21 protein-coding genes are annotated in these 26,796 nt (G+C 59.1%); 9 read left to right on the top strand and 12 right to left on the bottom strand.

Annotated elements, in window-relative coordinates; genetic code table 11:
* Positions 1-2 precede the first annotated feature (2 nt).
* A complete protein-coding gene (locus CLV88_RS12840; protein ID WP_106608804.1) occupies positions 3-2,105 on the bottom strand; it encodes a caspase family protein in 2,103 nt (700 codons plus the stop codon).
* Between the two features lie 11 nt (positions 2,106-2,116).
* The gene (locus CLV88_RS12835) at positions 2,117-2,740 is read right to left on the bottom strand and encodes a hypothetical protein (RefSeq protein ID WP_106608803.1); all 624 of its coding nucleotides are present in this window, start codon (positions 2,738-2,740) and stop codon (positions 2,117-2,119) included.
* 174 nt (positions 2,741-2,914) lie between these two features.
* Here CLV88_RS12835 and CLV88_RS12830 point away from each other — a divergent pair, with 174 nt between their 5' ends.
* The 7 genes from CLV88_RS12830 (at position 2,915) to CLV88_RS12800 (ending at position 13,160) form a co-directional block, all read left to right on the top strand.
* Positions 2,915-4,210, top strand: a complete 1,296-nt coding sequence (locus CLV88_RS12830; protein WP_106608802.1) for a trypsin-like peptidase domain-containing protein — start codon at positions 2,915-2,917, stop codon at positions 4,208-4,210.
* Positions 4,211-4,233: 23 nt separating this feature from the next.
* Entirely contained in the window at positions 4,234-4,935 is a 702-nt protein-coding gene (locus CLV88_RS12825; RefSeq protein ID WP_106608801.1) for a response regulator transcription factor, read from the top strand.
* 1 nt (position 4,936) lies between these two features.
* Positions 4,937-6,307: an ATP-binding protein gene (locus tag CLV88_RS12820; RefSeq protein ID WP_165798892.1), complete on the top strand. Its 1,371-nt coding sequence runs from the start codon at positions 4,937-4,939 to the stop codon at positions 6,305-6,307.
* 27 nt (positions 6,308-6,334) lie between these two features.
* Complete coding sequence (locus CLV88_RS12815) at positions 6,335-7,765, top strand: patatin-like phospholipase family protein (RefSeq protein WP_165798891.1); 1,431 nt, start codon at positions 6,335-6,337, stop codon at positions 7,763-7,765.
* A 79-nt stretch (positions 7,766-7,844) separates the two neighbouring features.
* Positions 7,845-9,905, top strand: coding sequence for a caspase family protein (locus CLV88_RS12810; protein WP_165798890.1), 2,061 nt, complete (start codon positions 7,845-7,847; stop codon positions 9,903-9,905).
* Between the two features lie 14 nt (positions 9,906-9,919).
* A complete protein-coding gene (locus CLV88_RS12805; protein WP_133169962.1) occupies positions 9,920-10,978 on the top strand; it encodes a serine protease in 1,059 nt (352 codons plus the stop codon).
* Positions 10,979-11,219: 241 nt separating this feature from the next.
* Entirely contained in the window at positions 11,220-13,160 is a 1,941-nt protein-coding gene (locus CLV88_RS12800) for a DUF3604 domain-containing protein (protein WP_106608797.1), read from the top strand.
* Between the two features lie 71 nt (positions 13,161-13,231).
* Here the strand turns inward: CLV88_RS12800 and CLV88_RS12795 are convergent, their stop codons facing one another.
* Positions 13,232-13,936 (bottom strand): hypothetical protein, encoded by a 705-nt coding sequence (locus CLV88_RS12795; RefSeq protein WP_106608796.1) that lies wholly within the window; start codon positions 13,934-13,936, stop codon positions 13,232-13,234.
* A gap of 107 nt (positions 13,937-14,043) precedes the next feature.
* The gene (locus CLV88_RS12790; protein ID WP_106608795.1) at positions 14,044-15,225 is read right to left on the bottom strand and encodes a phytanoyl-CoA dioxygenase family protein; all 1,182 of its coding nucleotides are present in this window, start codon (positions 15,223-15,225) and stop codon (positions 14,044-14,046) included.
* Between the two features lie 78 nt (positions 15,226-15,303).
* On the opposite strand from CLV88_RS12790, the gene CLV88_RS12785 reads away from it, so the two are divergent.
* Positions 15,304-16,323, top strand: coding sequence for a LacI family DNA-binding transcriptional regulator (locus tag CLV88_RS12785; RefSeq protein ID WP_106608824.1), 1,020 nt, complete (start codon positions 15,304-15,306; stop codon positions 16,321-16,323).
* A gap of 12 nt (positions 16,324-16,335) precedes the next feature.
* Here CLV88_RS12785 and CLV88_RS12780 read toward each other — a convergent pair whose 3' ends face one another.
* The 5 genes from CLV88_RS12780 to CLV88_RS12760 form a co-directional block, all read right to left on the bottom strand.
* Positions 16,336-17,106 carry a P-loop NTPase gene (locus tag CLV88_RS12780; protein ID WP_106608794.1) on the bottom strand — a complete coding sequence of 257 codons (771 nt, stop codon included), beginning with the start codon at positions 17,104-17,106 and terminating at the stop codon, positions 16,336-16,338.
* 99 nt (positions 17,107-17,205) lie between these two features.
* Positions 17,206-18,177, bottom strand: coding sequence for a glycosyltransferase family 2 protein (locus tag CLV88_RS12775; RefSeq protein ID WP_106608793.1), 972 nt, complete (start codon positions 18,175-18,177; stop codon positions 17,206-17,208).
* Positions 18,174-19,391, bottom strand: a complete 1,218-nt coding sequence (locus CLV88_RS12770) for a glycosyltransferase family 4 protein (RefSeq protein WP_106608792.1) — start codon at positions 19,389-19,391, stop codon at positions 18,174-18,176. Before CLV88_RS12770 ends, CLV88_RS12775 begins: the two co-directional genes overlap by 4 nt.
* Positions 19,388-20,329, bottom strand: a complete 942-nt coding sequence (locus tag CLV88_RS12765; RefSeq protein WP_106608791.1) for an NAD-dependent epimerase/dehydratase family protein — start codon at positions 20,327-20,329, stop codon at positions 19,388-19,390. Before CLV88_RS12765 ends, CLV88_RS12770 begins: the two co-directional genes overlap by 4 nt.
* Positions 20,326-21,447, bottom strand: coding sequence for a Gfo/Idh/MocA family protein (locus CLV88_RS12760; RefSeq protein ID WP_243403660.1), 1,122 nt, complete (start codon positions 21,445-21,447; stop codon positions 20,326-20,328). The genes CLV88_RS12765 and CLV88_RS12760 overlap by 4 nt, the downstream gene beginning before the upstream one ends.
* A 151-nt stretch (positions 21,448-21,598) precedes the next feature.
* Between CLV88_RS12760 and CLV88_RS12755 the strand changes: the two genes are divergently transcribed.
* Entirely contained in the window at positions 21,599-22,351 is a 753-nt protein-coding gene (locus CLV88_RS12755; protein WP_243403659.1) for a WecB/TagA/CpsF family glycosyltransferase, read from the top strand.
* A 17-nt stretch (positions 22,352-22,368) separates the two neighbouring features.
* On the opposite strand, the gene CLV88_RS12750 is transcribed toward CLV88_RS12755, so the two are convergent.
* Genes CLV88_RS12750 through CLV88_RS12740 form a run of 3 tightly spaced genes read right to left on the bottom strand, consistent with a single transcriptional unit; the run spans position 22,369 to position 26,695 of the window.
* A complete protein-coding gene (locus tag CLV88_RS12750; protein WP_106608788.1) occupies positions 22,369-23,133 on the bottom strand; it encodes an SDR family oxidoreductase in 765 nt (254 codons plus the stop codon).
* Entirely contained in the window at positions 23,130-24,677 is a 1,548-nt protein-coding gene (locus CLV88_RS12745) for a GMC oxidoreductase (protein WP_106608787.1), read from the bottom strand. The genes CLV88_RS12750 and CLV88_RS12745 overlap by 4 nt, the downstream gene beginning before the upstream one ends.
* The gene (locus CLV88_RS12740) at positions 24,674-26,695 is read right to left on the bottom strand and encodes an acyltransferase family protein (RefSeq protein WP_106608786.1); all 2,022 of its coding nucleotides are present in this window, start codon (positions 26,693-26,695) and stop codon (positions 24,674-24,676) included. The genes CLV88_RS12745 and CLV88_RS12740 overlap by 4 nt, the downstream gene beginning before the upstream one ends.
* Between the last annotated feature and the right edge of the window lie 101 nt (positions 26,696-26,796).

The following is a 26,796-nucleotide window of genomic DNA, read 5'->3' as shown; positions in this document are numbered from 1 at the left end:
GTTCAGCCATCCCCCGGCACGGCGTCAATCTCGAACTGCAGCACGGATCCGCCGGGGCCGTCTTCTTCGTCACCCAAGGCGACCGCACCACGCGTGACCGTGCCAAAGCCAGCTTGTGCAAACGCGGCCTCCAGGCGGGTCTGGTTATCCCGCGTCGTGGCGCGTGTTCTTTCAAGCTCTTCCTGTTCCATGAAGGCGAGATTTTCCACCGCTGTTTGCGGTTGTGCCGGAGTGAGCACCATGATCACCCGGTCGCGGCCAAAGGCTGTGTCTGTGATACGCAGCAGCCCTTTCTTAAGACTATCCCCCGGCTGCATCCGGCCGGCAAAGAAATGCCCGATGGAGAAATCCGATCCAACGTACAGCACATTCACATCCACCGGCTGATCGGTATTGTTGGTTGCCAGAATATGCACCTCGTCACCGGGGATCAGTTTGGGCACCGAAACCGTGTCCAGCGATCGCAGCTTCTTGTTGCGCTTATTGCGGGTGCGTAGTTCGACCTCGACATCAAGGTCCGACACACCATAGCCGCCTCCAATTTTCAGCAGGTTGATAGCTCGGGCCATATGGGTCAGGGAATCTGCCAGCACAAAGGCAAACTCATCCGCCGCCTTATCGGTGATCCCAACCGAAGGCGTCTGGCTGGGGTTGTCGGGATCAAACAACCCAGAGGAAGGCAGTAGCCACACAGCGTCCGGGCGCGGGCTTTCGGGCAAGATGGCCATGCGAATGTCAGCGTCTTCTCCTGCCTCGACAAACTGAATACGCGCGCCCAACTCTCCGTTGTCCTGCATCTCTTGAACGGCCTCAGCGATGGTCGCATCATGGGTGCTGCCCGGTTCGGGCAGGGCGACTGTCATGGTGAAGTCGATCCCTTGCCCTTGTTTGCGCAGATAGGCACCATTGGGGATATCATCCGGCGCAATTGCGGCTTTGCCATTGGCGGCAATTGGCACCACCTCGGCGCTGAACGTGTCTGCATAGTCGACTTGAAAATAGCCCAACACAGCATCGTCACCATCTGTCGCCGCTGCAACCAGCGCCAGCTCTGCGCCTTCGGTCAGGTTGTGCAGCGCGCCTGCCGGGACGGTCACGATGTTGTCGGACACGTCAGCAGGCCACTGGGTGACGGGTTGCACCGGCTCGCCCGAGAATACCACCGTATCGAGATCGCCTTCGAACATCGGGGTGGAGCGGGCCATGTTCTTGACCGCATACCGGCGCAGTATTTCTTGGCCCAATTGGCGATAGGTGATTCCAGGGTTTTGCGCCAGCGTCTCAAACAGCACAAAGGTAAACACCCCCTGACTGCGGCGGCCTTTCTTGCCTTTCGGCAGGCGTTTTTCCGGGGTGGTTTCGTTGGTTTGCGCGGCGAAAAAGGCCACAAATCCGCCCTCGGCATCGCTGCTCACCGGGCTGTCGGGTCGGGCGCGCGGATCAGGCAGTGCGCGGCTTGTGGCCTCGGCATCGGCCAGTGCGTCGTCAGGAATGCCAAGCGCAGATGGTGAAAGCTTGCGCAGGCGCACCTCGTCATCGCCGGTGGGCGCGGCGCGGGTGGCGGTGCCGGAATGACAGCTGTCAAACACCGCCCAAACGGTTGCGCCACGTTCACGTAACCCATCGATCATCTGGCCAATTTCGTCATCCACAAGCGCGTTTTCCACTGTGCCAACGGTGTCATCCCACGGGCCGATATCGACCGGCAGGAACAGCTCGTCCAATCCATCAAGTTCGCTGTCAGGGTCCATTGCGGGGGCCTGTGATCCGTGGCCGGAAAAATGCAGATAGACAAAATCCCCCGCCTGCACCTCGCTTGCCAACTGGGCAAAGGCCGCCCGGATTGCGGCCAGCGTTGGTGCCGTGGCTCCGTCGACCCCATCGGCCAGAACGGTGATATTGTCCGCCTCAAACGGGCTGCTGGCTGAGGTGGTCAGGAACTGTTGGACCAGACCAATGTCATTCGCTGGCCCACGCAGCCAGAACCGCTCATTCAGATTGGTATAGGTCGAGGCACCAATCAGGATCGCATGATTTTCGCGCGCCATCGCAGGCAAGGCCAGGGCCAAACTCGCAACACCCGCCATCAGAACAGATCGAAACATGTCACCCTCCCTTAGTTGGTGATCAGGGCATAGCGGTTCTCCGCCTCGCCCTTATTGCGTACTTCCAACTTGAAACTACCGGTGGTGGCGGGGCGCCATCCGCAATAGGCGATGTCGCTGATATCCGTGTCCGAACACACCAGCCGCCCCTGTGCGTCATAGACGTAGAGATTCAGGTCAGAGTTGCCCTTGCCCTCAATGTAAACCTCAGCGTAAGCGCCGCCGGTAAAGGGCAGCGAGTCATAGGCATCCGTACCACGCGGTCCGATGGTGACTACGCTGTAGACCGGCCCGTCCGCGACCCCTTTGGTGGTCTCGACACGGACATCCTCGATCAACTCCATCATCATCTCGTCATCCGCTGCGATTGCGGATGCGGCCTTCAGCATATCGCGCCAGTCCAGCGCACTGCCAGCCTCAGCAGTACCCCCTGTGGGCGCGCGTTCCGTGGCCCGCAACGAAACGGTTTTACGCAACTTCGCAGCGGCGATCATCATCAACGGATCGCGCTGTTCCTGAGCAATCGCGAATAGATCCGCCGAAGTGCGCAAGGATGAAATTGCGCTGGTTTGCGCCGTCGCTGAAACGGCCGGTGCGCAAAGAACTGCGCTCAGAAAAAGGGCATTGAGCCTCATGAAATCCTCCTGAAAAACGTGGAGTGTGTGAAAATTCCTTGCCCTTAACTTAAGGAGCCACCTCCGCGCCAAGCAACGAAATTCTGCTCAATTCCCGTTTCTAACCGAATTTGTCATGAGCCTTACGACCCCGGCCTGCCTAAGTTGAAGGAAACCCGGACCAAGGAGACCGTAATGCGAATACTGCCCCAAACGATCCTGTTGCTTGTACTGCCCATGTGGCTTTTCATGGTGCCTCAGGCGTCCAAAGCGATGGTTCTTATGCGCCCCGCGATCGAGGCGACATTTGTGATCCGCTCCGACGATCTTGAAGAGAGGTTGCTTGGCTCTGGCTTTCGCTTTCTGCGCCCCGGACTGGCCGTCACCAATGCCCATGTGGTGGGCAGTGCGGGCACGGTTCTGATCGTTGATGTTCATGGCAATCGCGAGGTCGCCACAGTGGTCGCCCGCGATACCGTGCGCGACATCGCAATTTTGCGGGTCTCGCCCTCAGACACATATATCCTGCCACCCGAAGGCGAGGCGACTGAGCTGGGACAGGTCGTATATGCCATTGGCGCGCCGTATGGCGTCGACTTTTCGCTCAGCCGGGGCATCGTCTCGGCTATGGAGCGCCAGATCGAGGCCAACGTGCCCGTGCGTATGATCCAGCACGACGCAGCGGTTAATCCCGGAAGCTCGGGCGGGCCGCTGCTCGATTTCTCCGGGCATCTGATTGGGATGAACAGCCAGATCGCCGACGGGTTTCGCAACTTTATCGGCATTGCATATGCGATCCCAACCGAAACGCTGGTCGCCGCTGTTGCCCGTCTCGAGGGTGGTGGTGATATTGACCTACCGCGCCTTGGCCTGCGCACACGCCCGATTGATCCCAAGATTGCCGCGGCTCTCGGGCTTGAAACGCGGGAAGGCATTCTGGTGGATTCGGTCGAGGCCGGTAGTTTGGCTGCCAGTGCGGGGGTGCAACCGGGCGACATCCTGCGCGCGGTGAATGGTCAGCCGATCATGCGCGTGGGTGATCTTGCCTTTGCTTTGGAAGCCGTCGTGGGGCAGGGGGGCTTTGATCTGTTGGTTATCCGTGGCGGTGCACATGTCGAACTGCGGGTTCGAACAGCCACAGATACCCCCACCACACCAGTGCGCAGTGGTGAACCAGCAAAACGTACCGAATACCGCTTTGACGAAACCGGAATGCAGATTGGCGCGGATGGCGTGATCGAGGATGTCACCGAGCTCAGTCTCGCGCATTACGAAGGGTTACAGGCAGGAGACCGCATTCTGGCGGTCAACGGGGCGGGGGTGACAAACACAACCTTCGAGCAGGTGCGCATCACCCGCCCCGTCCTTCTGCTCGTGCGCGTCTCAGATGGGTCGACCAAGCATATTGTGCTCGACCCATGGGCGCGCCCCGGAAGGATGCGGCCCGTGTCCGGTGCAAATGTACTTGACGAAGCGGTCGTTCTCTTCTGATCTTGGGGCCAAGGAATTTTGTTATGACCAAACCCTCCATTCTGATCATCGAGGATGATCCCGTCAGCGCCGAAACCATTGCCGGTGTGGCGCAATCTCTGGGCTGCAACACGCAAGTGGACGTGACCTATGGCGCGGGGCTTTCGGCTGCGATGGGCGGGCGGTTTGACGTAATTATCGTTGACCGCATGTTGCCCGGTGGTGACGGGATTGATGCCATTGCCAAGCTGCGCGGGGCCGGATCAAACGCGCTGGTGCTTGTGGTGAGCGCGCTGGGCCGGGCCGCAAACAAGATCGAAGGGTTAGAGCGCGGGGCAGATGATTACCTTGCCAAACCGTTTGACGGCGACGAGCTGCGCGCCCGCATTCAGGCGCTCTTGCGCCGGGTGCGGATGCAGACCAGCGACAATGACCTGCTGGTGTTTGGCGACCTAGAGGTGCGGCTCAAGGCGCGCACGGTGCATTTTGGCCAGACCCATATCAAGGTCACACCCAAAGAATTCGACCTGCTGACATTCTTTGCCCAAAACGCGGGCGAGGCGGTGACGCGGATGCAGTTGCTATCCGAGGTATGGAACCTGCATTTTGATCCCGGCACCAACGTGGTGGATGTACATATCTCGCGTTTGCGTCGCAAGCTCGAGGCCGAAACCGGCATCACTTATATTCACACCGCGCGCGGAGAAGGCTACATCTTCTCTCCCACCGCACCCGAGGCTGCCTGACGTGTCCCAACGCTCCGTCAAATCCGCCAGCTTACGCCTGACGGTCTTGATCGCTGGGGTGATGGTCTTGGTGTCATTGGGGGGGCTATGGTTCCAATACGCGCAAGTCGCCCGCGCCTTTGACGCGCGCCAGATCGAGGCATTGCAGGCCGATCTGGATGGCTATTCCGCGCTATATGATCAGCGCCGTATTCCAGCGCTGCGCCAAGCGATGGCATTCCGCGCCGAAACACAAACCGGGTATGACCGCGTCTTTCTGCTTCTCGACAAGCAGCACACTTTTTTGGGTGGCAACATTTCGACATGGCCGGATGGCGTTGAAACAACGGCCAAGTCCTTTACCGCGGATCCGGTGCAATGGTTCGACTATACGCTGCCGAATGGTCGGCGCAGCGCCTATATGGGCGTCGCCCGAGATCTGCCTGGCGGCTTTCCAATTCTGGTGGCCACATCGTTGGCTCAACGAGAGGCTTTGATGGCGGATATGCGCGTCACCATCGGCTGGGCGGTGGTGGCGATGATTGCGCTTAGCATGGCTGCCGGTTGGCTGGTCAGCCGCCTTGTTATCACCAGGATTGATCGCGTGAACCGGCTGGCCGACCGGGTGGCAACAGGTGAGCTGGGTGCACGAATACCGGGCGCGCGCAGCGACGACGAATTTGGACGGCTTGAGGCGCATGTGCATGACATGCTTGACCGGATCGAGTCCTTGCAAAACGCCACCGCGCGCCTGTCGGACAATATCGCCCACGAGCTGCGCACGCCACTGAACCGTATCCGGCAAGAGCTGGATCAGGTGCAGGGGCAGGAAGAAGTTGTGGCCGCGCTCAAAGGAGAGCTGTCTGATACCGTGCGGGTGTTTGAGGCACTGCTCGACATTGCCTCTGCCGAGGCCGCAACCGGGGACAAGCCGGGGCTGGTGCCGGTCAACCTCTCTGAACTCTGTGTGCAGATCTTTGAATTCTACGAGCCAATGGGCGAGGATCAGGCGCGCGCCATGACGGCCAATATTGCCCCAGACTTGTGGGTGCTGGGCGATCGTTCGCTCATCTCGCAACTGCTCGCCAACCTGCTGGACAATGCGCTCAAATTCACCGCGCCCGGAGATCTTGTGACACTGACTCTTTCGCATTCAGACAACCGGCATTGCCTGACCGTGTCAGACACCGGTCCGGGTGTGAGTGACGATATCCGCAACCGCTTATTCAACCAATTCGAACGCGGTACCCCGGCACATGGGGCAACTGGCCATGGCCTCGGCCTTGCCCTAGTACGCGCCATCTCGGCCCGCCACGGGGCCAAGCTACGCATTTTGCCACAAAACAAAGGGTTTGCGGTCGAAAGCCTTTGGCCTAAGGTTGACCCAATGTAAGCAAGAACGTCTGCACAGGGCGGGACATTGACGACAAAATTTTTTCGAATGGCCGCATTGGGCGCCGGTATGTTTATCGCCGGATGCTCGGCAGCAGTAAATGAGCCAATCAACGCCGCGTCCAAGGATGGCACGCCGGGCGGTACAGTCACGCAAACGCGTTATGTGGTGGATGACGTCTTTATTGGTCTGGCGTTTTCCGGCGGTGGCACGCGCGCGTCATCCTTTTCCTATGGGATGTTAGAGGAGCTGCGCGCCAAGGGGCTGTTGAAATACGTGCGCCTTGTGTCTGGCGTATCCGGCGGATCGGTCACGGCGGCCTATTATGGTCTCAGAGGGCCCAAAGGGCTGGACACTTATCGCGACACCTATCTGGTCAAGGATGCGGAAACCTATATGGCCAACAACCCGGCCAACCCTTCCGTGTTGATCAAGGGCATATCAGGCGGTGCCAACAACCGTACCACATTCGCCCGGTTTCTTGATGAAACCATCCTCAAAAACGCCACCTTTGCCGATCTGCAAAAATCCGGCATCGAAACGTGGATCAACGCGAGCGACGTGGCCAATAACACGCCGTTCCTGTTTTCGCCCGAAACCTTTGCCGCCTTGTGCAGCGATCTTGACAGCTTGCCGCTTTCTGAGGCCGTCGCCGCCTCTGCTGCCTTTCCACTGGTCTTCTCTCCTATCGTGCTCGAAAGCCATCAAGACTGTGACTACCGCGAACCCGATTGGCTGACCTCAGCCCGCAACAACCCCGAAGCCACCTCGGCCCTGCGTGCCTATGGTCGCGCGTTAGAAAGTTATCGTGACCCTGAAAAAGTGCGCTATGTGAAACTGCTTGATGGGGCGGTTACGGATAATTTTGGTACCACCGGCCTGTCGGTGGCCCGTGCCAAATCGCAAAACGACTTTGGCCCGCTTACGGCAAAACAAGCCGTACAGATGCGGCGCATGATGTTTCTTGTCGCCAATGCAGGCGTGCAACAGGATTACGCCTGGACCCAAAAAATCGAAGGGCCGGGTGGCGTAGAGCTGGCCATGTCCATTGCCAACAGCTCCATGGGCGCGGCCACCCGTGTTGGCTTTGATGTCATGCGCCTTTCATTGGATCGCTGGCACAATGATCTGGTGGATTGGCGTTGTGGTCTGTCACTGCCCGAGGTGCAGAAACTGCGAGGGTCGCTCGACGGTTGGGATTGTCAGGACGTGAAACTCTTTGTCGGAGAAGTCAATTTTGACCCACTGCCCAAGGACATGCGGGACAAGCTTGACGAAATCCCGACCCGCCTGCGCCTGCCCGAAGAACAAGTTGACCTTGCCATCGCTGCCGCCCGTCAATCGACTCGGCTTAATGCCGAATTTAACGGCTTTCTGCGCAGCCTTAAATCCGCCGAACCGGTCTCTGGTGCGCGCGAAATCAAACCGCGCCAAATCACCCCGGACCAAAATGGATGACAAATCCCGTCACGTTTTTCGCAACGGTTGATCCGTTCTCAAACCCCGGTATCGTAATGGCATTATGATGCGAAATCCAATGAAACAAGGTTATTTCACTAGGCTGATCATAACAGCCTTCTGCGCGGGGCTTCTGTCCTTTAGCGCCGCGCAGACCCGCGCAGACACCCGCGCGCTATTGGTGGGGATCAGTGACTATTATCACCTTGATGCCGATCTCAAAGGTCCGCGTAATGACGTTGCCCTGATGCTGCGCGCGTTGATGTCGCGCGGGATTGCGCCGGAAAATATAACCGTGTTGAGCGAAGGTCTGAACGCCGCACCCGATGGGGTGAGCGAGGGCAAACCAACCCGCGCTGCAATCATGGCCGCCATGGCAGAGCTAAGTGCCGACAGCGCAGCGGGCGATACCGCGATCTTCTACTTCTCTGGCCACGGTTCGCAAATGCCGGACGCCAACGGCGATGAACAGGGCGGTTATGACCAGATTTTCCTGCCTGCGGATGCCAAAAACTGGCAGGCCAGCATAGGCGCGGTTGAAAACGCGCTGGTGGATGACGAATTCCGCGCATGGTCTGCAGACTTGTTGTCGCGCGGCGCGCAGCTTGTGGCCATTGTCGACGCGTGTCATTCCGGCACCGGCTTTCGCGCGCTCGACGGCGCGGCGGGTGCTGCGCGCTACGTGGACCCGGCGGCGCTGGGCGTGCCCGGAGAACCTGAACCAGGAGAAGCGCACGACACCGGTTCCTCGCTTAGTGGTGAGTTTGTTTTCCTTTACTCCTCGCAATCTGACCAGCGTAGCTTTGAATATCCCTTGGGCGACGGCCAAGATCCGGCGAACTGGTACGGCGATTTTACTCGCAACCTTGCCCAGATTCTCGAAACCGGCGGCGCGCTGAGCTATGGCCAATGGCTGCAAGCCGCGCGTGATCAGATGCGCAAGTCGTCAGCCACGGCCACACAAACCCCGGACGGCGAAGGCACCCTACTCGAAAGCGCCGTGTTCGGCGACGGCAATGCGCAAACCCGCCTGCCGCTCAAAGACGGCCAGCTGCAACGTGGCGCGCTTTCGGGCATCGCGCCCGGCGCGGTCTATGCGGTTTACGACGCAGCTGCCGGAGGGGAACCTTTGGGGCAGGTAGAGGTAGTGTCCGTTGACCCGACTCAGGCCAAACTTAAGGGCCGGGATGGTTTTGTGACACCTACCGATGGCTATGCCGTGGAACTCTCGCCGGGTTTTCCGCCCATGATGGCCATCGCGCCACCTCGCGCGGCGCTCGACCATGACGGCTATGAATACCGCCCCATGACCGAAGCATTTGATGCGCTGGCTGGGGATGATCTGGTCGATGGCGTGCGCCTCGCCGAGGCCGGATTTGACGCCGCATTGGTTCTGATGGACGGCACGCTTGCGCTTACTGGGCGCGATGGGGTGGTCGATCCAAACGGGCCGGAAAGCTCTCCGCGTTTTCGTTATGACCGCGACGGAGACATTCAGGAACAACTGGCCTTGTGGCTCGAACGTATTGGCCGGGTGCACCGCATGACCGCCGCTTTAAACGGCGTCAAATCCGGTGGATTCTCGATTGGCGGCACCGGCCTCAAGGTCGCGCTGGAGCGCCGCCCCACACCGACACGCGGCGACACATGCGCCAAACCGCGTGGGGCAGAGCCGGTTGGCGATGGAGGCGCGTTGCGCCATTGCGATCAGCTTTGGATCAACCTCACCAACCTGTCACGCAAGGCTCAGGATGTGACGGTGCTCTATATCGACCGCGATTTCCACGTCTCTGCTCTCTGGCCTGAGCCGTCGCTTTCCAACCGCATCGAATCCGGTGGCGAAAAATCTATCGGTATGCGCATCGTCAACGACAGTGCGCCTGACGCGGCCTTCGCCAGTGGGCTCGAGGAGTTGATTGTACTGGCTGTGCCGGTTGACCCGGACGCGCCGCGTGTGGTGTTGACCGCCCTCGCTGATGGCGCGTCCACCCGTGCGGGGACTGTCTCGCCACTGGAAAGTTTCCTGGGCGCTGCCGCCTCAACCGATGCTACCACCCGCAATTTTTCGCTCACCGGGGCCATCGCGCCCCTAAAAGTCACCCGATTTGGATTCGAGGTTTTGCCTCGGGAAGATGAATAGACAGGAGAACATATATGAAAACCAAGCTTTTGACTCCACTCATGGCCATTGCCGTCGCATTTGGCGGAGCGGCGGGCGCGCAATCCTTTGGCGATGACGCAGCCGTCGATCCGGTATTTGCGTCACCCTTTTCCTTTGCTGAAAGCCAAAGGAAAGCCGAGCGCGCCAAGGAAGTTGCCGCACAGGAAAGCGGATCCAAGGTAATCGGAGGCAAGGTTTCCGAGGATGGAGCCTGGCCGTGGCAGGTGGCGTTGGTTGTTGGTGGCTATCCGCTGCAACCCGATATCCAGTTCTGCGGCGGCTCGATGGTGCTGGATCGCTGGGTTCTGACCGCCGCCCACTGTATCCACATGGCCGATGACGAGGGCACGTATCGCGACATCCCGGCTGAACGATTTAATATCGTCGTTGGCACCAACCACCTGTCCGAAGGCAATGGCGACATGATCCCGGTTGAGGCTGTTTTCCGGCATCCCGATTATGTCGGCACCGAGTTCGACAATGACATCGCCCTGATCAAACTGGCCCGCACCCCGCGCGCGCCCTATCAGACGATCAAGGTACCGGATGCCGAATTTGGCGATGTTCTCGAACAGCCCGGCGTGACCACCTATGTCACCGGATGGGGCCTGATCGAAGGCGCGCAAAACCCAGATCGCCTGCGCGAAGTGCAGATCCAGATGCTCGAGCGCGACATGTGCAATGGCCTGCTGCTTGAGGCACGTGCCGAAGAGGCGGTGAAAGGGTTTGGTTATGCCGCACAGGTGTTTGGCATGGATCAGGGCACAGCCGAGGCCGCGTGGTCAGACTTTGTTGGCCGCGTACCTGCACCCCTGACCCCGAACATGATCTGTTCAGGCACGTTTGAAGGTGGCAAGACATCCTGTCAGGGCGACAGCGGCGGTCCGCTGGTTGTGCCGCTCAATGACGGTTCGTTCATTCAGGCTGGCGTGGTCAGCTGGGGCCTGTCGGCGCAAGACAGCAAAACCTGCGCCGAAAACGCCATTTTCTCGGCCTACACCCGCACTGCAAACTATGTCGACTGGCTAAACGCGACGATTTCGCGGAACTGACACGGCTGTTCTAAAGCCTTCTCCGACAAAAGGCGCTCGTGCTGACGAGCGCCTTTTTTGCGTGAACCGACATGTGTCTGAGCGTCAGTTTATATTATGCGGATATTTGAATGTATTTTGCCATCCTTGATGACTTTTGCAGGCACAGGTGGTATAATTCGAATGAACTTCTCCCGAAAGCGTTCCTCGTTTTAGGAGTGAGTCCCAGAATTCAAGTCATTGAATTGAAAGGAATTACGTCATGAAGACCGAGTGTTTGATTGCAATTGCAAGCGTTCTTGCCTGTGCCTCTGGCGCGCATGCGCAAGAGGCGTCCAACGGTGGGCAAGTTGGTGAGATGACCATATCCGTTGATGACATGCGCGACCCGGCACCTGACGCGTTTTCCCCTTACGCAGGCAGAAATTTCCCGACCCAGCCATTGTGGGGCGATACGCATCTACACACTGCAAACTCGTTGGATGCGCGCGGGTTTGGCGTGTTGCTCAGCCCGGCTGAGGCCTATCGGTTTGCGCGCGGCGAAGAAGTCACCACATCACACGGATTGCAGGTGAAACTCTCACGCCCGCTTGATTGGCTGGTTGTCTCTGATCACTCTGACGCGATGGGCGCTATGAACGAGATTGTCGATGGCAATGCAACCCTGATGCGCGATCCAACGCTGCGCGATTGGCACGAGCGCCTGAACGAAGGCGGTGAGGTTGCCTTGGATGCAACCATGGAAGTGATCGAAACATTTGCGGGTATTACCGGAGAATCTTTGCCATCGGCGACAACTGATCGCCGTTTTGTGCAGTCGATCTGGGACGATTTCACAGCGACGGCTGATGCCTTTGACGACCCGGGCACCTTTACCGCCTTTATCGGTTATGAATGGACCTCGACCGAGGCTGGCAACAACTTGCACCGCAATGTGATCTACCGCGACGATGCCATTCGCGCACGTCAGGTATTGCCTTTCACAACCGCCGAGACCTTTAACCCAGAAGATCTCTGGACGTGGATGGAGCAATACGAGGAAAAGACAGGTGGTCGCGTCTTTGCTCTGGCTCACAATGGCAATGTTTCAAACGGTCTGATGTTCCCGGTCGAAACCAACCCGGCAACAGGCGAGCCGCTAACGGGTGATTACGCGGAACGCCGCGCCAAATGGGAGCCGCTTTACGAAATTACCCAGATCAAAGGAGATGGCGAAACCCACCCCGTGCTCAGCCCTAACGACGAATTTGCAGATTATGAAACATGGGATAAATCCAACCTTGGACCAACCCCCAAGGAAGACTGGATGCTGCAATATGAATATGCTCGCGAGGCGCTAAAAAACGGTCTCAAACTCGAAGAGAAATTCGCCAGTAACCCATATAAATTTGGCGTTGTGGGTTCAACCGACAGCCACACTGCGCTTGCCACCGCGCAAGAAGACAACTTTTTTGGTAAACACTCAGGTGTCGAGCCAGAGCCGGGGCGCTGGCAGCACATCGTCGGCGAATTTGACACGACCCGCATACTTGGTTGGGAAATGGCTGCATCCGGCTATGCGGCGGTCTGGGCCGAAGATAACACACGCGCAGCGATTTTTGACGCGATGGAGCGAAAAGAAGTCTACGGCACAACCGGCAGCCGCATCACTGTGCGCCTGTTTGGCGGATGGACATTTGACGACGATGACGCGCGTTCGCGGCTTCCGGCGCAGGTGGGTTATGACAAGGGTGTTCCCATGGGGGGCGATTTACCAGAGGCACCAGAAGGCGCCAATGCACCCAGCTTCTTGGTTGCGGCCTTAAAAGATCCCTACAGCGGCAATCTTGATCGTGTCCAGATGGTCAAAGGCTGGGTCGACGCAGACGGTGAAACGCAAGAAATGGTCTATGATGTTGCGTGGTCGGATGGTCGCACACCGGATGCCGCGGGCAAGGTGCCACCAGTGGGAAACACTGTCGATGCAGCCACCGGTACATTCACAAACAGCATTGGTGCGCCCGAGTTGATTACGGTCTGGAGTGATCCGGATTTTGATCCAACACAGCGCGCATTCTACTACGCCCGTGTCCTCGAGATCCCGACACCACGTTGGACGGTTTATGACGCGATTCGCTTTGGCGATGACATTCCAGACGATGTGCCAACCTCTACTCAGGAACGCGCCTACACATCACCAATCTGGTACACACCCGCCGAATAATGGCTGTGTTTATGCACAAAAAAAAGGCGCCCAAAATGTCGGGCGCCTTTTCACGAGGTTTGACGAATGGGTTAGTTCGTCAGAATGTAATAGCTGTTGCGGATACGGCCCTGATTGACCACGCCAATCAGGAAATACCCGTCCCAGCGCGGCGTCCACGAGCAGTAGAGCTTGTCCGAATAGCTCACATCGCGGCAGATCACGTTGCCATTTTCATCTGTCACCAACAGGTCCAGATCCGCGTCGCCGTCGCCCACAATGGCCAGCTCGGCAAGGCTGCCGCCATAAAACGGTACACGGAACACATCGGTGCGCCCTGCGCGCAGACGGCTAAGTGTCCGCGATGGGCCTCCAATGCGGCCGCGCGCACCTTCGGCTTCGACATCTTCGATCAGGCCGATAATGGTCTCGTCCCCGCCAGCCAGTTCGCGGGCCGATGCCAGCATCATTTCGGCTGACACAGGCGCGTCGGCTCCTTCGCCTTCTTCGGCGACATCACCCGCGCCTTCGGTCGGCTTGTTCTCGACCTCGCGCTCAACATCGGTCACTTCGATCCCCATGGTGATCTGCGCCGCCGTCAACACGGCCAGCGCGTTTTTCTGAGCCATACCATAGGCATATAGGTTCTGCGCCATTGCCAATTGCGCCACTGGTCCCTGGACGCCTTCGGCGGCTTCGGTCACGTTGGTGCCGGTTTTATCCTCGGCAAATGCAAGGCTGGCGGCGCCTATCGCGAAACTGGCAACAACGGCCCGGACAAAAGAGTTGGTCTTCATGTGGATAATACTCCTCCTACAATTTCCGGGCGGACCCGGCGGTCTGAATAGGGGGATATTTGCACTTGATCGCCTTATCTCAAAGGGTTTGTTGATGACAAATTCGGTTAGGCCCGCTTGCGACCGTCTTGTGCGGTTAGCAACGCGCGCAGCTCGGATTGCTCTATCCCTGCCAAAACCGCGCGCTTGAGCAGTGCGGTCTGCGTTTCGGGCGCTAGGCCATTCACAGGCGGATCGCGATCCAGATTGGTTGGGAAAGAATACCCTTCCGCAGTGGATGCAATCACCGCGTCAAGCTGTGCTTCGGTCAGGGTTTTGCCCGCCCATGCCACGCTTAGCGGAGCAAACAGCGTCGCGCACATACCAACCCGATCCACCGTTTCCATGGCGCGGCCAAAAGCGGACGAGACTTGCAACAGGTTGACCATGCGATGCACATCCTCCGACCGGTTTTCGCCAGCAGCGTGGAACAGCGCCGGGCTAAAGAACACCGCGTCCCCCTTTTCCAGCGGCAGCTGCACATGAGTTTCCTCGAAATATGCACGGAAATCTGGCCGCCGCCACGCCGCATATCCGGGGCGATAAAGTTGCGAAAAGGGCAACAGCTTGGTTGGCCCGCTCTCAATCGACATGTCGCAATGCGCGATCCCGCCCTGAAGGGTCATCAGTGGCGACAGCTCATGCACATGCGCCGGATAGGTGGCGCTGATATCTGCGGTCTGGAACCCAAGGTGATAGTCGCGATGCGCCTGCTGTGCCTGTCCGCCGGGATGCACCAGATTAACCTGCGCCGTCATCTGATAATTCGGGCCCAGCCATGCCTCTGCCGCCGCATCAATGGCAGGGGCCGCGAAATAGCGCAGATACGTCTCGGTATCCTCCTCGCACAGCTTTTGCAGCGAATTCCAGATGCGGTCATTGTTCCCGGCGGCGGCAAAATGGTCGGCGCCCTCACCCCCGGCGGCCTTTTCGCGGGCAATGATGGCTTCATAAGCCCTCGTCGCCCGGTCAATTGTATCATGATCGGGTTGCGCCTGTTTCAGCACAAACGCCCCTGCGCTGCTATGCAACAGCCACGCCCACTCTGCCATCAACGCGCGCCGCGTCTCTGGGTCACTCAATGCGCCGGTCAGGGCGGGCATGTCATAAATCGCGATGTTCTTTTGTACATCACTTGCATGGGGCACCTGCTCAATGCGCAGAACCTGTTCCGTCAACACTTTGAAATCATTCAGGTCACATGCGCTTTCGGCGTAAAACCCGTTTGGCTGTGTCGTGTTTATGGTCATCGCAATTCCTCCCTATGAGACAGCAGCCTAAAGAGTTCAGTGGTTGATTTGGGACAAAAATCCATCAATAAACCATCAATGACCCATCGCTTTCCCGTAAAAGAAATCGCCCGACAATCCGGGCTTGGCACCGCGACGGTGGACCGTGTGCTCAATAACCGCGCCCATGTCAGCCCACAGACCCGCGCAAGGGTTAACGCGGCAATGGCCGAGCTGGAACTGCAAGAACAGCAATTGGCGGCCCGCGGGCGGCGCATGTTTGTCGACGTACTGGTCGAGGCCCCCGCCCGGTTCAGCCGTCAGATCAAATCCGCCTGCGAAACGGTTTTGCCGGGCATACAGCAAGCGGTCTTTCGCCCCCGGTTCGAGATGCATGAACAACTTTCAGACACTGGCATTGTTGCGGCGCTGGACCGGATTGGCAAACGCGGCAGTCAGGGGATCGTGCTCAAGGCACGCGATGTGCCGCCAGTGCAGGATGCGGTTAACCGGCTAGAGAATGCGGGTATTCCCGTGGTCACGTTGGTGACGGATGTGCCTGGCTCGCAGCGCTCGGCCTATGTCGGGTTGGACAATGCCACGGCAGGTCAAACCGCGGCTTATCTGCTTGCCAATATGCTGGGCGATACGACAGGCACAATACTGACCTCGCTCAGTCAGGATGCGTTTCAAGGCGAGGCCACTCGATACGCCGCGTTTGAGCAGGTCTTTCGTCACTTGCGCCCGGGTTTCGAGATCCTCACCTTTTCCGGAGGGGCCGGTGTCACGCGGGCGACCACCCGCGCATTGCGGGACCAGATCGCAGGGCAGGGCCCAATTGCAGCGGTCTATTCCATGGGGGGCGGCAATCGCGCCATTCTGGACGTGCTGGACCATGCCGGCCAGCGCCCGGAACACTTCATCGCGCATGATCTGGACGCCGACAATGTCGACCTCTTGCGCAATGGCGCGCTCAGCTTTGTGTTACATCACGATCTGACGGTAGACATGCGTCACGCATTTGCAGTGATCGCGGGTCGGCACGGATTGGCGCCCGCATCTCCGGGCACCCTGAACAGCGAAATTCAGGTTATTACGCCTTACAACATTCCGGAATAATTCACCCTGATCCTAGAGCGATAGCTTGCCCTCAGCCTTGTTCAACATCACGCCCAACAGCGGTTTCACCTCGCTCAGCATCTGTTCAACCTTGGTGATATCCTCGGCCGTCGACACGCCGCCACCGGCCACCACCAGCACGCCGTCCACATTGGGCAAAAAGCCCAGAACGTCGTCAAACTCTAGCGCAGGGGGCAGGTCAAACAACATCAAATCGGGGCTCAACAATTCATGCAGCTCGTCCAGAACATCCGATGTCATCGTGTCCTGAAACAGCTCTGCCGCGCCGTTCTTGGGGGCATTGTTGAAACCAAAGGCCAGATTTGAATGTGTCCGCAACAGGTATTCTTCGGGGTCCAACAGCCCTTGCAAATAGTCCGTCATGGAATGGTGCGCCTGAAGGCCAAGCGTTTCGTGCAGCGATGGTTTGCGCAGGTCCATGTCCAACACCACGCTGCGCGTCGCCTCAAGTCGGGCAACGGAAAACGCAAGGTTCGCTGTGACAAAGCTGCTGCCGCACCCGCGTGTTGGCGCGGTGATGGCCACCTTGGACCAGCCCTGCTCAGCCAGCGCCTGCAACAATCGTGTGCGCAGCATGTCAAAGGCCGCATGTGCCGGATGCTTGCGCGCCGCGCTGATGACATGGTTGCGTGCCAGAACCTCGGGATCGGGCTCGGCCAGCGGCAGGCTGTCCCAATAGACTTCTGGGTCGTGCACCGCCGGTAGCCGCGCCTCGTTGTCTTCGAAATCCATATCTGTATCGTCGGGCTGATCTTTGATCATTTTTTTACCTGAGCTGCTCTAAGGTCGCATCATAACAGGAGAAAGCCGTCAAAAGAATGGCGCGAATGCGAAACTGTTAAGGGTCCTGACCCTCGGTCGTTATTTGTATTCGATGATGCGCATGTCCTGTCCGGTCATGCGGCGCCGGTAATATTTGAGCAGCCCCAACAGGTTGGGTAGTTTTGACAATGTAATCAGCGCCCCATGCGCCCGTGCCGCCTGTGCGGACAGTCCAGCATTTTGCAACCCCTTGGATGTGCGTATAAAATTCAGCAGATAAGCTGCCAGTACCACCGCCAACAGCCAACAATTTGCGACCAATCCAACCAGCCCCAACACTGGCAGAACCGCGCCATAAACCCACGCCCGCAACAGTTCCCGTCGAAATCTCCCCGGATGTCGTGCCGCGGCTTCGCCATATCCATGGCCTGCGCGCACTGCACGTTGCCACCATTGCGAAAACCGCGTCATGTCGGCGTCGTGCCGTGTCATGTCCTGGGGCAACCGTCGCAATCCCCAGCCCGCCTTGCCCATGCGCAGGCAGAAATCAAAATCCTCGCAGGCGATCATAACCGTATCAAACCCGCCAATGTCTTCAAACGCCGCGCTGCGTACCATCATGTCGCCGCCACAGACATCGATCTCGCCCGCCGGTCCGTGCCACTCAAAATCGCACAGCGCATTATACACAGACCGCTCCGGATGGATCTCAGATCGCCAGCCTGTAGCAAGCCCAAGCCGCGTGTCGCCGCTGAGCGCCGCCACAGCCGCGTCAATCCACCCCGGCACCACGGCACAATCGCCATCCACAAACTGCAGAAACTCCGGCAAATCCCCTTTTTCGCGCAGCGCGTCCACTCCGGCCTGTCGCGCCCTCGCGGCCGTAAACGGGCGCTGCGTGTCCAGCTCCACCACCAGCGCCCCTGCGCTTGTGGCCGCATCCACCGAGCCATCACGGCTGCCACTGTCGACATAGACAATCGGCACATTCTGCTGGGTCAGAGACTGTAGACACGCCACCAGTCGCGCGCCCTCGTTGCGCCCAATCACAATGGCGGTCACCGCACTCACTGTGCACCCTCATCCAGCAACGCGCCCAACCGCAACGCCTCTTTAGAAACGTCAAAGGCCGATTGCACCTTGGCGCGCCCACTGATGCCCATCGCCGTGGCGCGCGACGGGTTGCCGATGATCTTGGCAATTGCACGGGCTAGCGCCTCGGGATCGCCGGGGGATACCAACAGGCCAGAGGCACCGTCCGTGACCAGCTCTGGTACACCCGCGATATGGGTCGTGACCACAGGGCGCGAGGCCGCCATTGCCTCCATCAACACCACTGGCACGCCCTCGGCAAAACTTGGTAGTACAAACAAATCCGACGCCACCAGCGCTTCGGCCACTTCGGATTGGGATTTATACCCGGCAAAACTCACATGTTTGGTCAAACGTGCCGCCTCGACCTGCGACTCAAGCGCGGCCCGTCCCGGTCCGTCGCCAATCACCGTCAGATGCAGGTCGGGAAACTGTTCCACCAACCCCTCAAGCGCGCGCAGCAGGATAGGCAGACCCTTGACCGGTGCAAGACGGCCAACAAACAACAGGTTATGTCCCATCGGGTGCTCTGTGTTTAAGTACTTGTCGGGGTCCACGCCGCAATGAATGATGTGCAGCTTGGCCCAATGTTTTGGCGCAGAAAACGACATCGCCTGCGAGCGGCAGAAATGGCTGATACAGGCCACAAACCGCGCCCGCGCTATTTTTTCGTCCAGCCGCCAGTGATCGGGGGCAAAGAAAATGTCCGGTCCATGCAGCGTGAAACTGAACGGGATGCCCGACATTTCCGAGGTCAGCATCGCCACCGTACAGGATGACTTGGCGATGTGGTTGTGCAGATGGCGTACTTTGTTCTTGCGAAGATGCGCAGCCAGAACCGCAGCCTCGGCAAAGTAAAAGAGTTGAAAAATCAGCGCCTTGATGCCACCGGGTGACGTTCTGATCGCCAGCCACAGCGCCTTAAAATACCGCCCTGGCGCGCGCAGCAATGCGCCAAAATGACAGGCCATCAAATGCAACGGGCGCGCCGCTGACAGGATGTAGAATGTGTTCGCGGCCTCGGTCTTTTGCTCCTCTCCGACCATATGTGCATCACCCGTGCGCCGCACCGAACAGGTCAGAACCTCGCGGCCATGGCTGCGCAGCTCGGCCACCTCGCGTTGAATAAACGTATCCGTCGCGCGGGGGTATTCCCCGGTCAGATAGGCAATCGGTTGATCTGATGTGCTCACGTTGTCTGGCCTCGTTCCATCTCAATTGCCCGCTCCATAGCTTCGGCAAAAGGCATCATTGTGACCGGTTGCAAGCGATTGTGCATCCGCGCATTGGCATAACGCAATGGCTTGTGGCGCGCTTCCAGCGTTGACCGGTTGAAAAGCCCCGGCATACGCGGCCCGTTTGGCGTGATCCGCACGGCCAGCCGCGCCAATCCCAACGGTACATGCAGTGCCAGCTTGGGCCAGCCGGTTTCGCGAAATGCGCTCAGGAAATGATCTCGATCCGGCAGAGCATCGTCAAATATATTGATCACCTCCACCCCGTTTGGTGCGAGTGCTGCGCGCACAAGACAGGCCGCCAATAGATCAACCCGGCACAACGGCACCTTGCCGCCGCCGTCGATCATCGCCAAAACCGGCCCCAGCCCCGGCCCAATATGCGCATTAAACAGCCGCCCTGGCCCATAAACCGCACCGGGCCGCAGGATGGTCAGGGTAAACCCGTGCTGTTCCGCGCCTGTCTGGAAAATCGCTTCCTGCTCAAGTTTGGCCGCCGAATACGCATCCCGCCCGCGCGCCGCCAACGGGCAGCTTTCATCCAGCGTGTCATGATCCTTAAGCGTTTCGACATCATAAACCGCCAGCGAGCTGACCAGCACCATGTGCTTCACCTCCGCCGCTGCCACGGCCGCAACCACTGCATGGCTTGCCGCGACAGTGTCGCGCGCATGATCCCCGGCTAGCGTCGCCGCCGCATGAATCACCGCGCCCGCCCCGGCAAAGGCGTTGCTCAAGTCGTCCGTACCTATATCGGCCCGAAACACTTCGGCCCCATCCAGCCCGGCGTCGCTGCGTACAACCGCCCTGACTTGCAGCCCCTCAGCTACGGCATACGTAACCGTATGTTTGCCAATAAACCCCGCCGCGCCGGTGACGACAATTGGCCCGTTCATGAGGCCCACGGCATCGGGTCCAACGGTGCGCAGCGCGTCGTCATCTCTTGCGCGCCCGCATCGTCACCCGCCGACTGCATCGCCAAGGTTACCTCATTCAGATGCAGCGCAAAATCCGCAGACAAACGGCTCTCCCGCCCTTCGTTCAAAGCCGCCAGCATCTCGACCGGTCCCAGCGCAAAGTTCATCGCCGCCGCGCCCCAGCGGTCCACCTTTGGGTGGGTTGGCCCCGCAAGCCGCACACGTTTGCCCACCGGATGCTCCACCAGCCGCCGCCTCAGCACGAACCGACGGTGAAATCGCACCGGCGCGTCATTGTCCCACGCTTGTTTCACTTGCAACACACCCTTGTCGCCAAACACGCGAATGCGGTGATCATGGCTCGCCGTGATCGAACAGGTCAGGCGCGCCACGACGCCATTTTCAAAGAACAACGTCGCTGTCGAAAAATCTGGCGTGCCAGTCACAGGCTTATCCGGCAACGTTTCCGCCGAAGCCGCCACAACGCGCCGCACGCTGCCAAACATGCCGATTAACCAGGTCAGGTAATACCCCGCATGTTCCAGCGTCGATCCCACCGAAAATTCATCCCGCGCGGGCCAAATCGCGCCGCTTTCGGTCTTCCAATCGCCATAAGGTGCCTGCGGGATAAACCCGTCATCCAGCTCGGCATAAATCAGCCGCACCGGCCCGCACACATCATTGCGGATCGCATGGCCCAGCGTCTGCGCCGCCTCACCCAACACCGAACAGGGGGCCGAAGCCAGCATCAAGCCATTACGCGCCGCCAACTCGTGCAATGCCAATGCATTGCTCATGGCAGTCGCCACTGGTTTTTCCGAATAGACATGATGTCCCGCCTCAAGGCAGGCGCGCGTCACGTCGTAATGCGACCCCGGATTGGTCAGGTTCAGCACGACCGACCCTTTGGGCAGATTGCCAAAAAACCGCTCTATGGTTTCGGCCTTGCGCAGGTTCCAATGGTTCGCAAACGCGTCCAGCCGTGCAGGATCATGGTCGTGCACTTGTGTAATCGCAATCTCAGGATGCTGTGCAAAAGACCGCATATACAAATCCGCGACAAAGCCGCATCCGATAATCGAAACAGAGTTTTTCAAGGGGCCACTCACGTCAAATTGCCTTTTGCCAGCCGGCTTTGGCCCAAGTATACGACCAACCACGCCAGAGCCTAGGGATTTCAAAGGAAATTTTGTGGCATTGCGGCATGCAAATGTTAGTGTCACGCCAAAACAAGGGGCAGAGCACGCCGTGGAATTCCAAACCCCAGAGGGGCCGGTTGCAGTCAACATCGCAACAATGTCGGCGTTGCGCGCGGCTGTGGATACGCGATTTACCGAAGGTGAGGGGTTTGCGTTGGCCACGCTTAACCTCGATCATCTCGTGAAACTGGGACAAGACCACGACTTTGCCGCTGCATATCTGGCACAGGATTTTGTCGTGGCTGACGGCAATCCGGTGGTTTGGCTGTCCCGTCTTGCGCATCGGCCCGTCGACTTGATGCCCGGTGCCAATCTCGTCGTGCCTCTGGCCCAGATGGCCGCCGCGGCCAATGTCTCGATTGCGTTGATCGGGTCGACTGACGATGCGCTGGACAAAGCAGGCGCGGCGCTTGTGGCGCGGGTTCCGGGGCTAGAGATTGCCGCCAAAATCGCCCCGCCCATGGGGTTTGACCCGGACAGCGCCGCTGCCAACACCGTGTTGCGCGACGCCGCCGCAAGCGGTGCGCGCTTGGCGTTTCTTGCACTTGGCGCCCCAAAACAAGAGGCTCTGGCCGCGCGGGGCCGCGTGGTCACGCCGCAGATGGGGTTTGCCAGTATCGGGGCCAGCCTCGATTTCCTATCTGGTCATCAAAACCGCGCGCCCGAATGGGTGCAGCGTATCGCGATGGAATGGCTCTGGCGTTTGCTCAGCAACCCGGCTCGCCTTGCCGGGCGCTATGCACGGTGTTTCGCGATCCTGCCACGGCTTACAGTCAACGCGCTCGCGCTGCGCAAAAAATAGCCGTTTACGCAACCATCTTAGACCGCGATCCGTCGCGCCTCGCGTCGCCGCATTAACACTGCATCCTTAATCTTCCCCTTAAGGCCTCGCGGCGGCAATACCTCCCGGTCCATCTCAAACACAGCACCGTTCAACGATCTCTCATGCCAAAGCGCCAGTGCCGCCCCCCAGTTCGCAGCCACATCCGGGGCCAATCCGTCCGGATGCCCCATCTCGGTTGCCAACATGCCGGGCATCCATGTGCTGACCACAATGTCAGGCAACCGATCCCCCAGATCCGCGACCAAAGCACGGGAAAAGATCGTGCATGCCCCTTTTGAGACACTATAAGCCGCTGCACAGGGAGCTGGCGCAATGTCGGCAAAGCTCGACACATTCACAATTCGTCCACGTCCCGTCGCGCTCATATCCTCCAGCGCCGCGCGGGTACAGGCAACCATGCCGCCCAGATTTACGTCCACAGTCTGCATAAAGCTCGCAGCGCTCTCGTCCAGAATGTCGCGATGCGGATACACCCCGGCGTTGTTGATCAGGATCGACACCGGCGCGATTTCGCGAATTTGACCAAAAGCGGCCTCAACCGCTGCCCAATCCGCTACATCTGCCGGAATGCCCGTGAACAGATCCCCCGCAAGCTCGGCTGTTTCGTCCAGCGCTTCGGCCCTTCTGCCAAGCCCGGCCACGCGCTGCCCCTTGGCGCATAATGCAATCGCCAGTGCGCGCCCAAGGCCAGAGCCAGCGCCCGTCACCATTGCCATACCAGTCCGTATGGTTTTGGTCATCGCATATTCCCTCCAATCAACTGGTCTGCCACCGCATCCCCAACCCGCAACGCATTTGCCGCAATGGTCAGGCTGGGGTTCACGCCCATTGATGTTGGCATAAAGCTCGCATCCGCCACCCACAGGTTCGCGACCCCATGCACCCGGCATTCTGCGTCCAGAACGCTGATTTCTGGATCACTCCCAAACCGCAAAGTTCCACACGGATGGCCATAGTTGATATCCGGCCCTGTGCCCAAAAAGACAACCCGCAACCCTCTGAGCGCCTTGCGGATTCCCTTGCGAAACCCGCGCCGCCGGTCCCTGAGTTCCGGGGCAATGTCATAAATAAACGCCAGCATGTCGGGATTGTCTGGATCAAACATTACCCGGTTTCCTTCATAGGGCAGATCTTCCAGTATCCCGACAAAAATCTTGGCCTCACCAAACAGCTTCACCGCCAGCGCCGCCGGTATGCGCGTCAATTGTCGCAACCCGCGAAACCGTCTTAACCAAGAGCGATCAAAGGCCATGTTCAGGTAATGCACGATCTCGCCATAGCGTGCCTCGATCCCCATCGCCTGCACCATACCATATCGTATGGAATTGCTGCGATAGACATCCCGAAACGCCAGCGCCTTAGTCGGTGCACTACCCTTATGTGCCCGTCCGGGCCACAGCGCGAACATCTCGGATAAATGAAACATCAGGTTACGGCCAACCGGCCCGTCGCCAATGCCCGAGGCCATCAGTAGCCGTGGGGAACTCAACGCGCCCGCCGCCAACACATAGGCCCGCGCGCGCAACTGTAATGGCGCGCCATCCCGCACCGCAGTTACAGAAACAACCTCTCCGTCTTCGCTGCGCAGCGAAGAGACCTCGCAGAGGTCGATGAGCTGCGCCCACCCGCTTGCCAGCGCAGGCTCCACCCCGGCTGAGCGCCCATCCATCTTGCACGCCTTCGGGCACTTTGACCCCAGACAATTCTGACACCCGTCCAAATGCCGCAACGCCATATGCCCCTGATAGGGGTGCAACCCGGCCTTTTGCATCGCGTCATACAACGCCCGATCCGCCGAAGGCATTTCTGGCCCAATTGGCAGTCCACCATTTTCACCCAACGGATCCGCAGTGCCACTGACGTGATACATCCGCTCCGCTGCCTCAAAATAGGGCCGCATTTGATCATAGGATACCGGCCAACCTCCGGTCGGGTGCGGCATCCCTGGGCTGTCATCCAGATCATGCGGCTCCGGGCGCTCCAGCGTGGCGGCATAGAACACCGACGATCCACCAACCCCGGCCCCAAGCGGCGCATAAAACCGCGCCTCGACCCCATCCACCTTTGCGTGAACTTGATCCGGCCAAAACCCGCGCACAATCCGCGCCTGCGGATCCCAAACCCCCGCATCCAGCCCATGTTCCTCGGCGCGCAAACCCGCCGGTCCACGCTCAACAAACAACACCGACAAGCCGCGTTCGGTCAGGCGACGCCCAATCGTACCACCTCCCATCCCGGTGCCGATCACGATCACATCCCAAACCTGATCTTGGGGCGCACTCATGGCCGCGCCTGCTCAAATATGGCGTCAAATATCCGGCGCATGTTTCGCGCGGCGGCGTTTGTCACGTGGTTGTTGTCAAAGTAATACCCAACCCCGTCTTGCACCGCGTCACATAGGAAGTCGTCGCAAAACCAATCCCAGGTCTCAATCACTTGCGCCCCGCCAAGTTCCAGCGCGGCATCGCCGCTTTTCGCCCGCCTTCGCGCATCGCTCAGCGTCACGCGGCCCAGCTCGCGCGCCTCTTCCGGGCGCACCCGGCGATGGGCCAGCGCGCGGGCGATCTCAGGGGCTTTATAAGCCGCAATCTCTGGTGGCTGGCGCAGGCCGTATATACTGCGATCAAGCAGCGCCAATTCGTTCACCGTTGCGCCCATCGCCTCTGCAAACAATTGATCCTGCGGAAAATCCAGCCCAGCGGTACTGCTCAGCGAAATTGTGTTATGAACGTCATTCCCGGTGCCCGTTCCAGTCGTGTAATAGGCCCACCGCCCAATCAACAATACGTCGCGCAACTCTGGCATCCCTGCCAATGCGCTGCGGATCTGGTCGTTTGCCGCCCGACAGGCGCGGTTTTGCACGTCTGTGGCGCTGTTCTCGACCTTTTCCAAATCAAACACCGGCGCACAACCCGCCCGCCAGATCACAAGCCCAGCCCGCTGATGCTCGTTGGCAGCTTGCGCCAGGCCTTCGTAAAACGCGCGCACATGGCTGTCGCCCCAGATCAAGACACGCGGCGCGCGTCCTTCTGGACCAATCGGGCAAACTTCGATACCCTCAAACGGGCCCTCGGCGGGCACGTAACAGCGCGAGAAATCCTGAAGAAAATCACTGGATGCCGCAATATGCACCTCTGCCGCCGGCCCAAACCGACCATCAACCCCGTCCGCCTTAAACACAAAGGCCGACGCTCCGAGCAACACAAGCGAAGCCAGCGTCGCCCCGCCCAGCAAGACCGTGCCCGACAGGTCGCGCGCACGGCGCACCGGTTGTTCCACGAACCGCCAGGACACCCACGCCAGCGCAAAACTCAGACCAACCCACACGCCCGTTTCCAACACGCCATATGCGCCGCGCACATAGGTCGACAGCGTGAAAACGGGCCAATGCCACAGGTAGAGAGAATAAGAAATCAAGCCGATCCACACCGGCCCGCGCATCGACAAAACCCGGTTCACCGGGTTGTCGTCTTGTCCGTTCACCAAAAGTAAAACGGTGCCCAGAACCGGCACCATTGCCTGCCAGCCCGGAAACGCGTTGCCCGGTTGAATCCACACAATCCCGCCAAGGATCAGCACCAGCCCTAGCCAGCTCGCCCATGGTCCGACACGCCAGTCGCTGGCGCGTTCCTGCCCCCAGATGGCCAGCAACACACCTGCCAAAAGCTCCCACGCGCGGAAAGGGAACAGGTAAAATGCGGCTGTTTGTGATCGGCTGGTCATCGGAATGGCGCTCAGCAGCGAGGCGATGAACAGTGCCACCAGCGCAACAATCATCGCGCGGCGTGACCTGGAAAAAAGAAGAAAGACCAAAGGCAGGAACAGATAGAACTGTTCCTCTACCGATAAAGACCACGTGTGCAACAGCACTTTGTCCTCAGCCGCGCCGTCAAAATACCCAGACTGACGAAAGAACTGAACATTCGACAAATAGACCGTTGCCGCGATCACACCCTTGGCAGTTTCGCGATAGTCAAACGGCAACAACACCATCCAGCCTACAACCAGCACCGCCACCGACATCGCCACATAGGCCGGGGCCAACCTGCGAATACGGCGCATATAAAACCGACCAAGCGACAGCCGCCCTGTCGCGGTCTTTTCGCGCCACAGAATGCCGCCAATCAGGAAACCTGAGATGACAAAAAAGATGTCCACTCCAACAAAACCACCCCGCAGCCCTGGAATACCAAAATGATACAGCACCACGGCCAGCACGGCGATGGCGCGCAACCCATCGATCTCTGCCCGGTGTGGCGCAGGCAGTGACGGCTTAGAGCTTTGGCTGGCGGTCTGGCGCATGGGCCGGTTTATCCTGTTTCTGTCATGGTGCGCCTTAGCAAAACACCGCGGCGCGCGTCGCATCAAGGGTAAGCCGAATGCAGAGTAAAGTTGCGAAACAA

The sequence above is a fragment of the Shimia abyssi genome, from assembly GCF_003014475.1.
Lineage (GTDB): Bacteria > Pseudomonadota > Alphaproteobacteria > Rhodobacterales > Rhodobacteraceae > Shimia > Shimia abyssi.
Note: the sequence above shows the minus strand (reverse complement) of the source record. Positions and strands in the feature narration are given on the sequence as shown.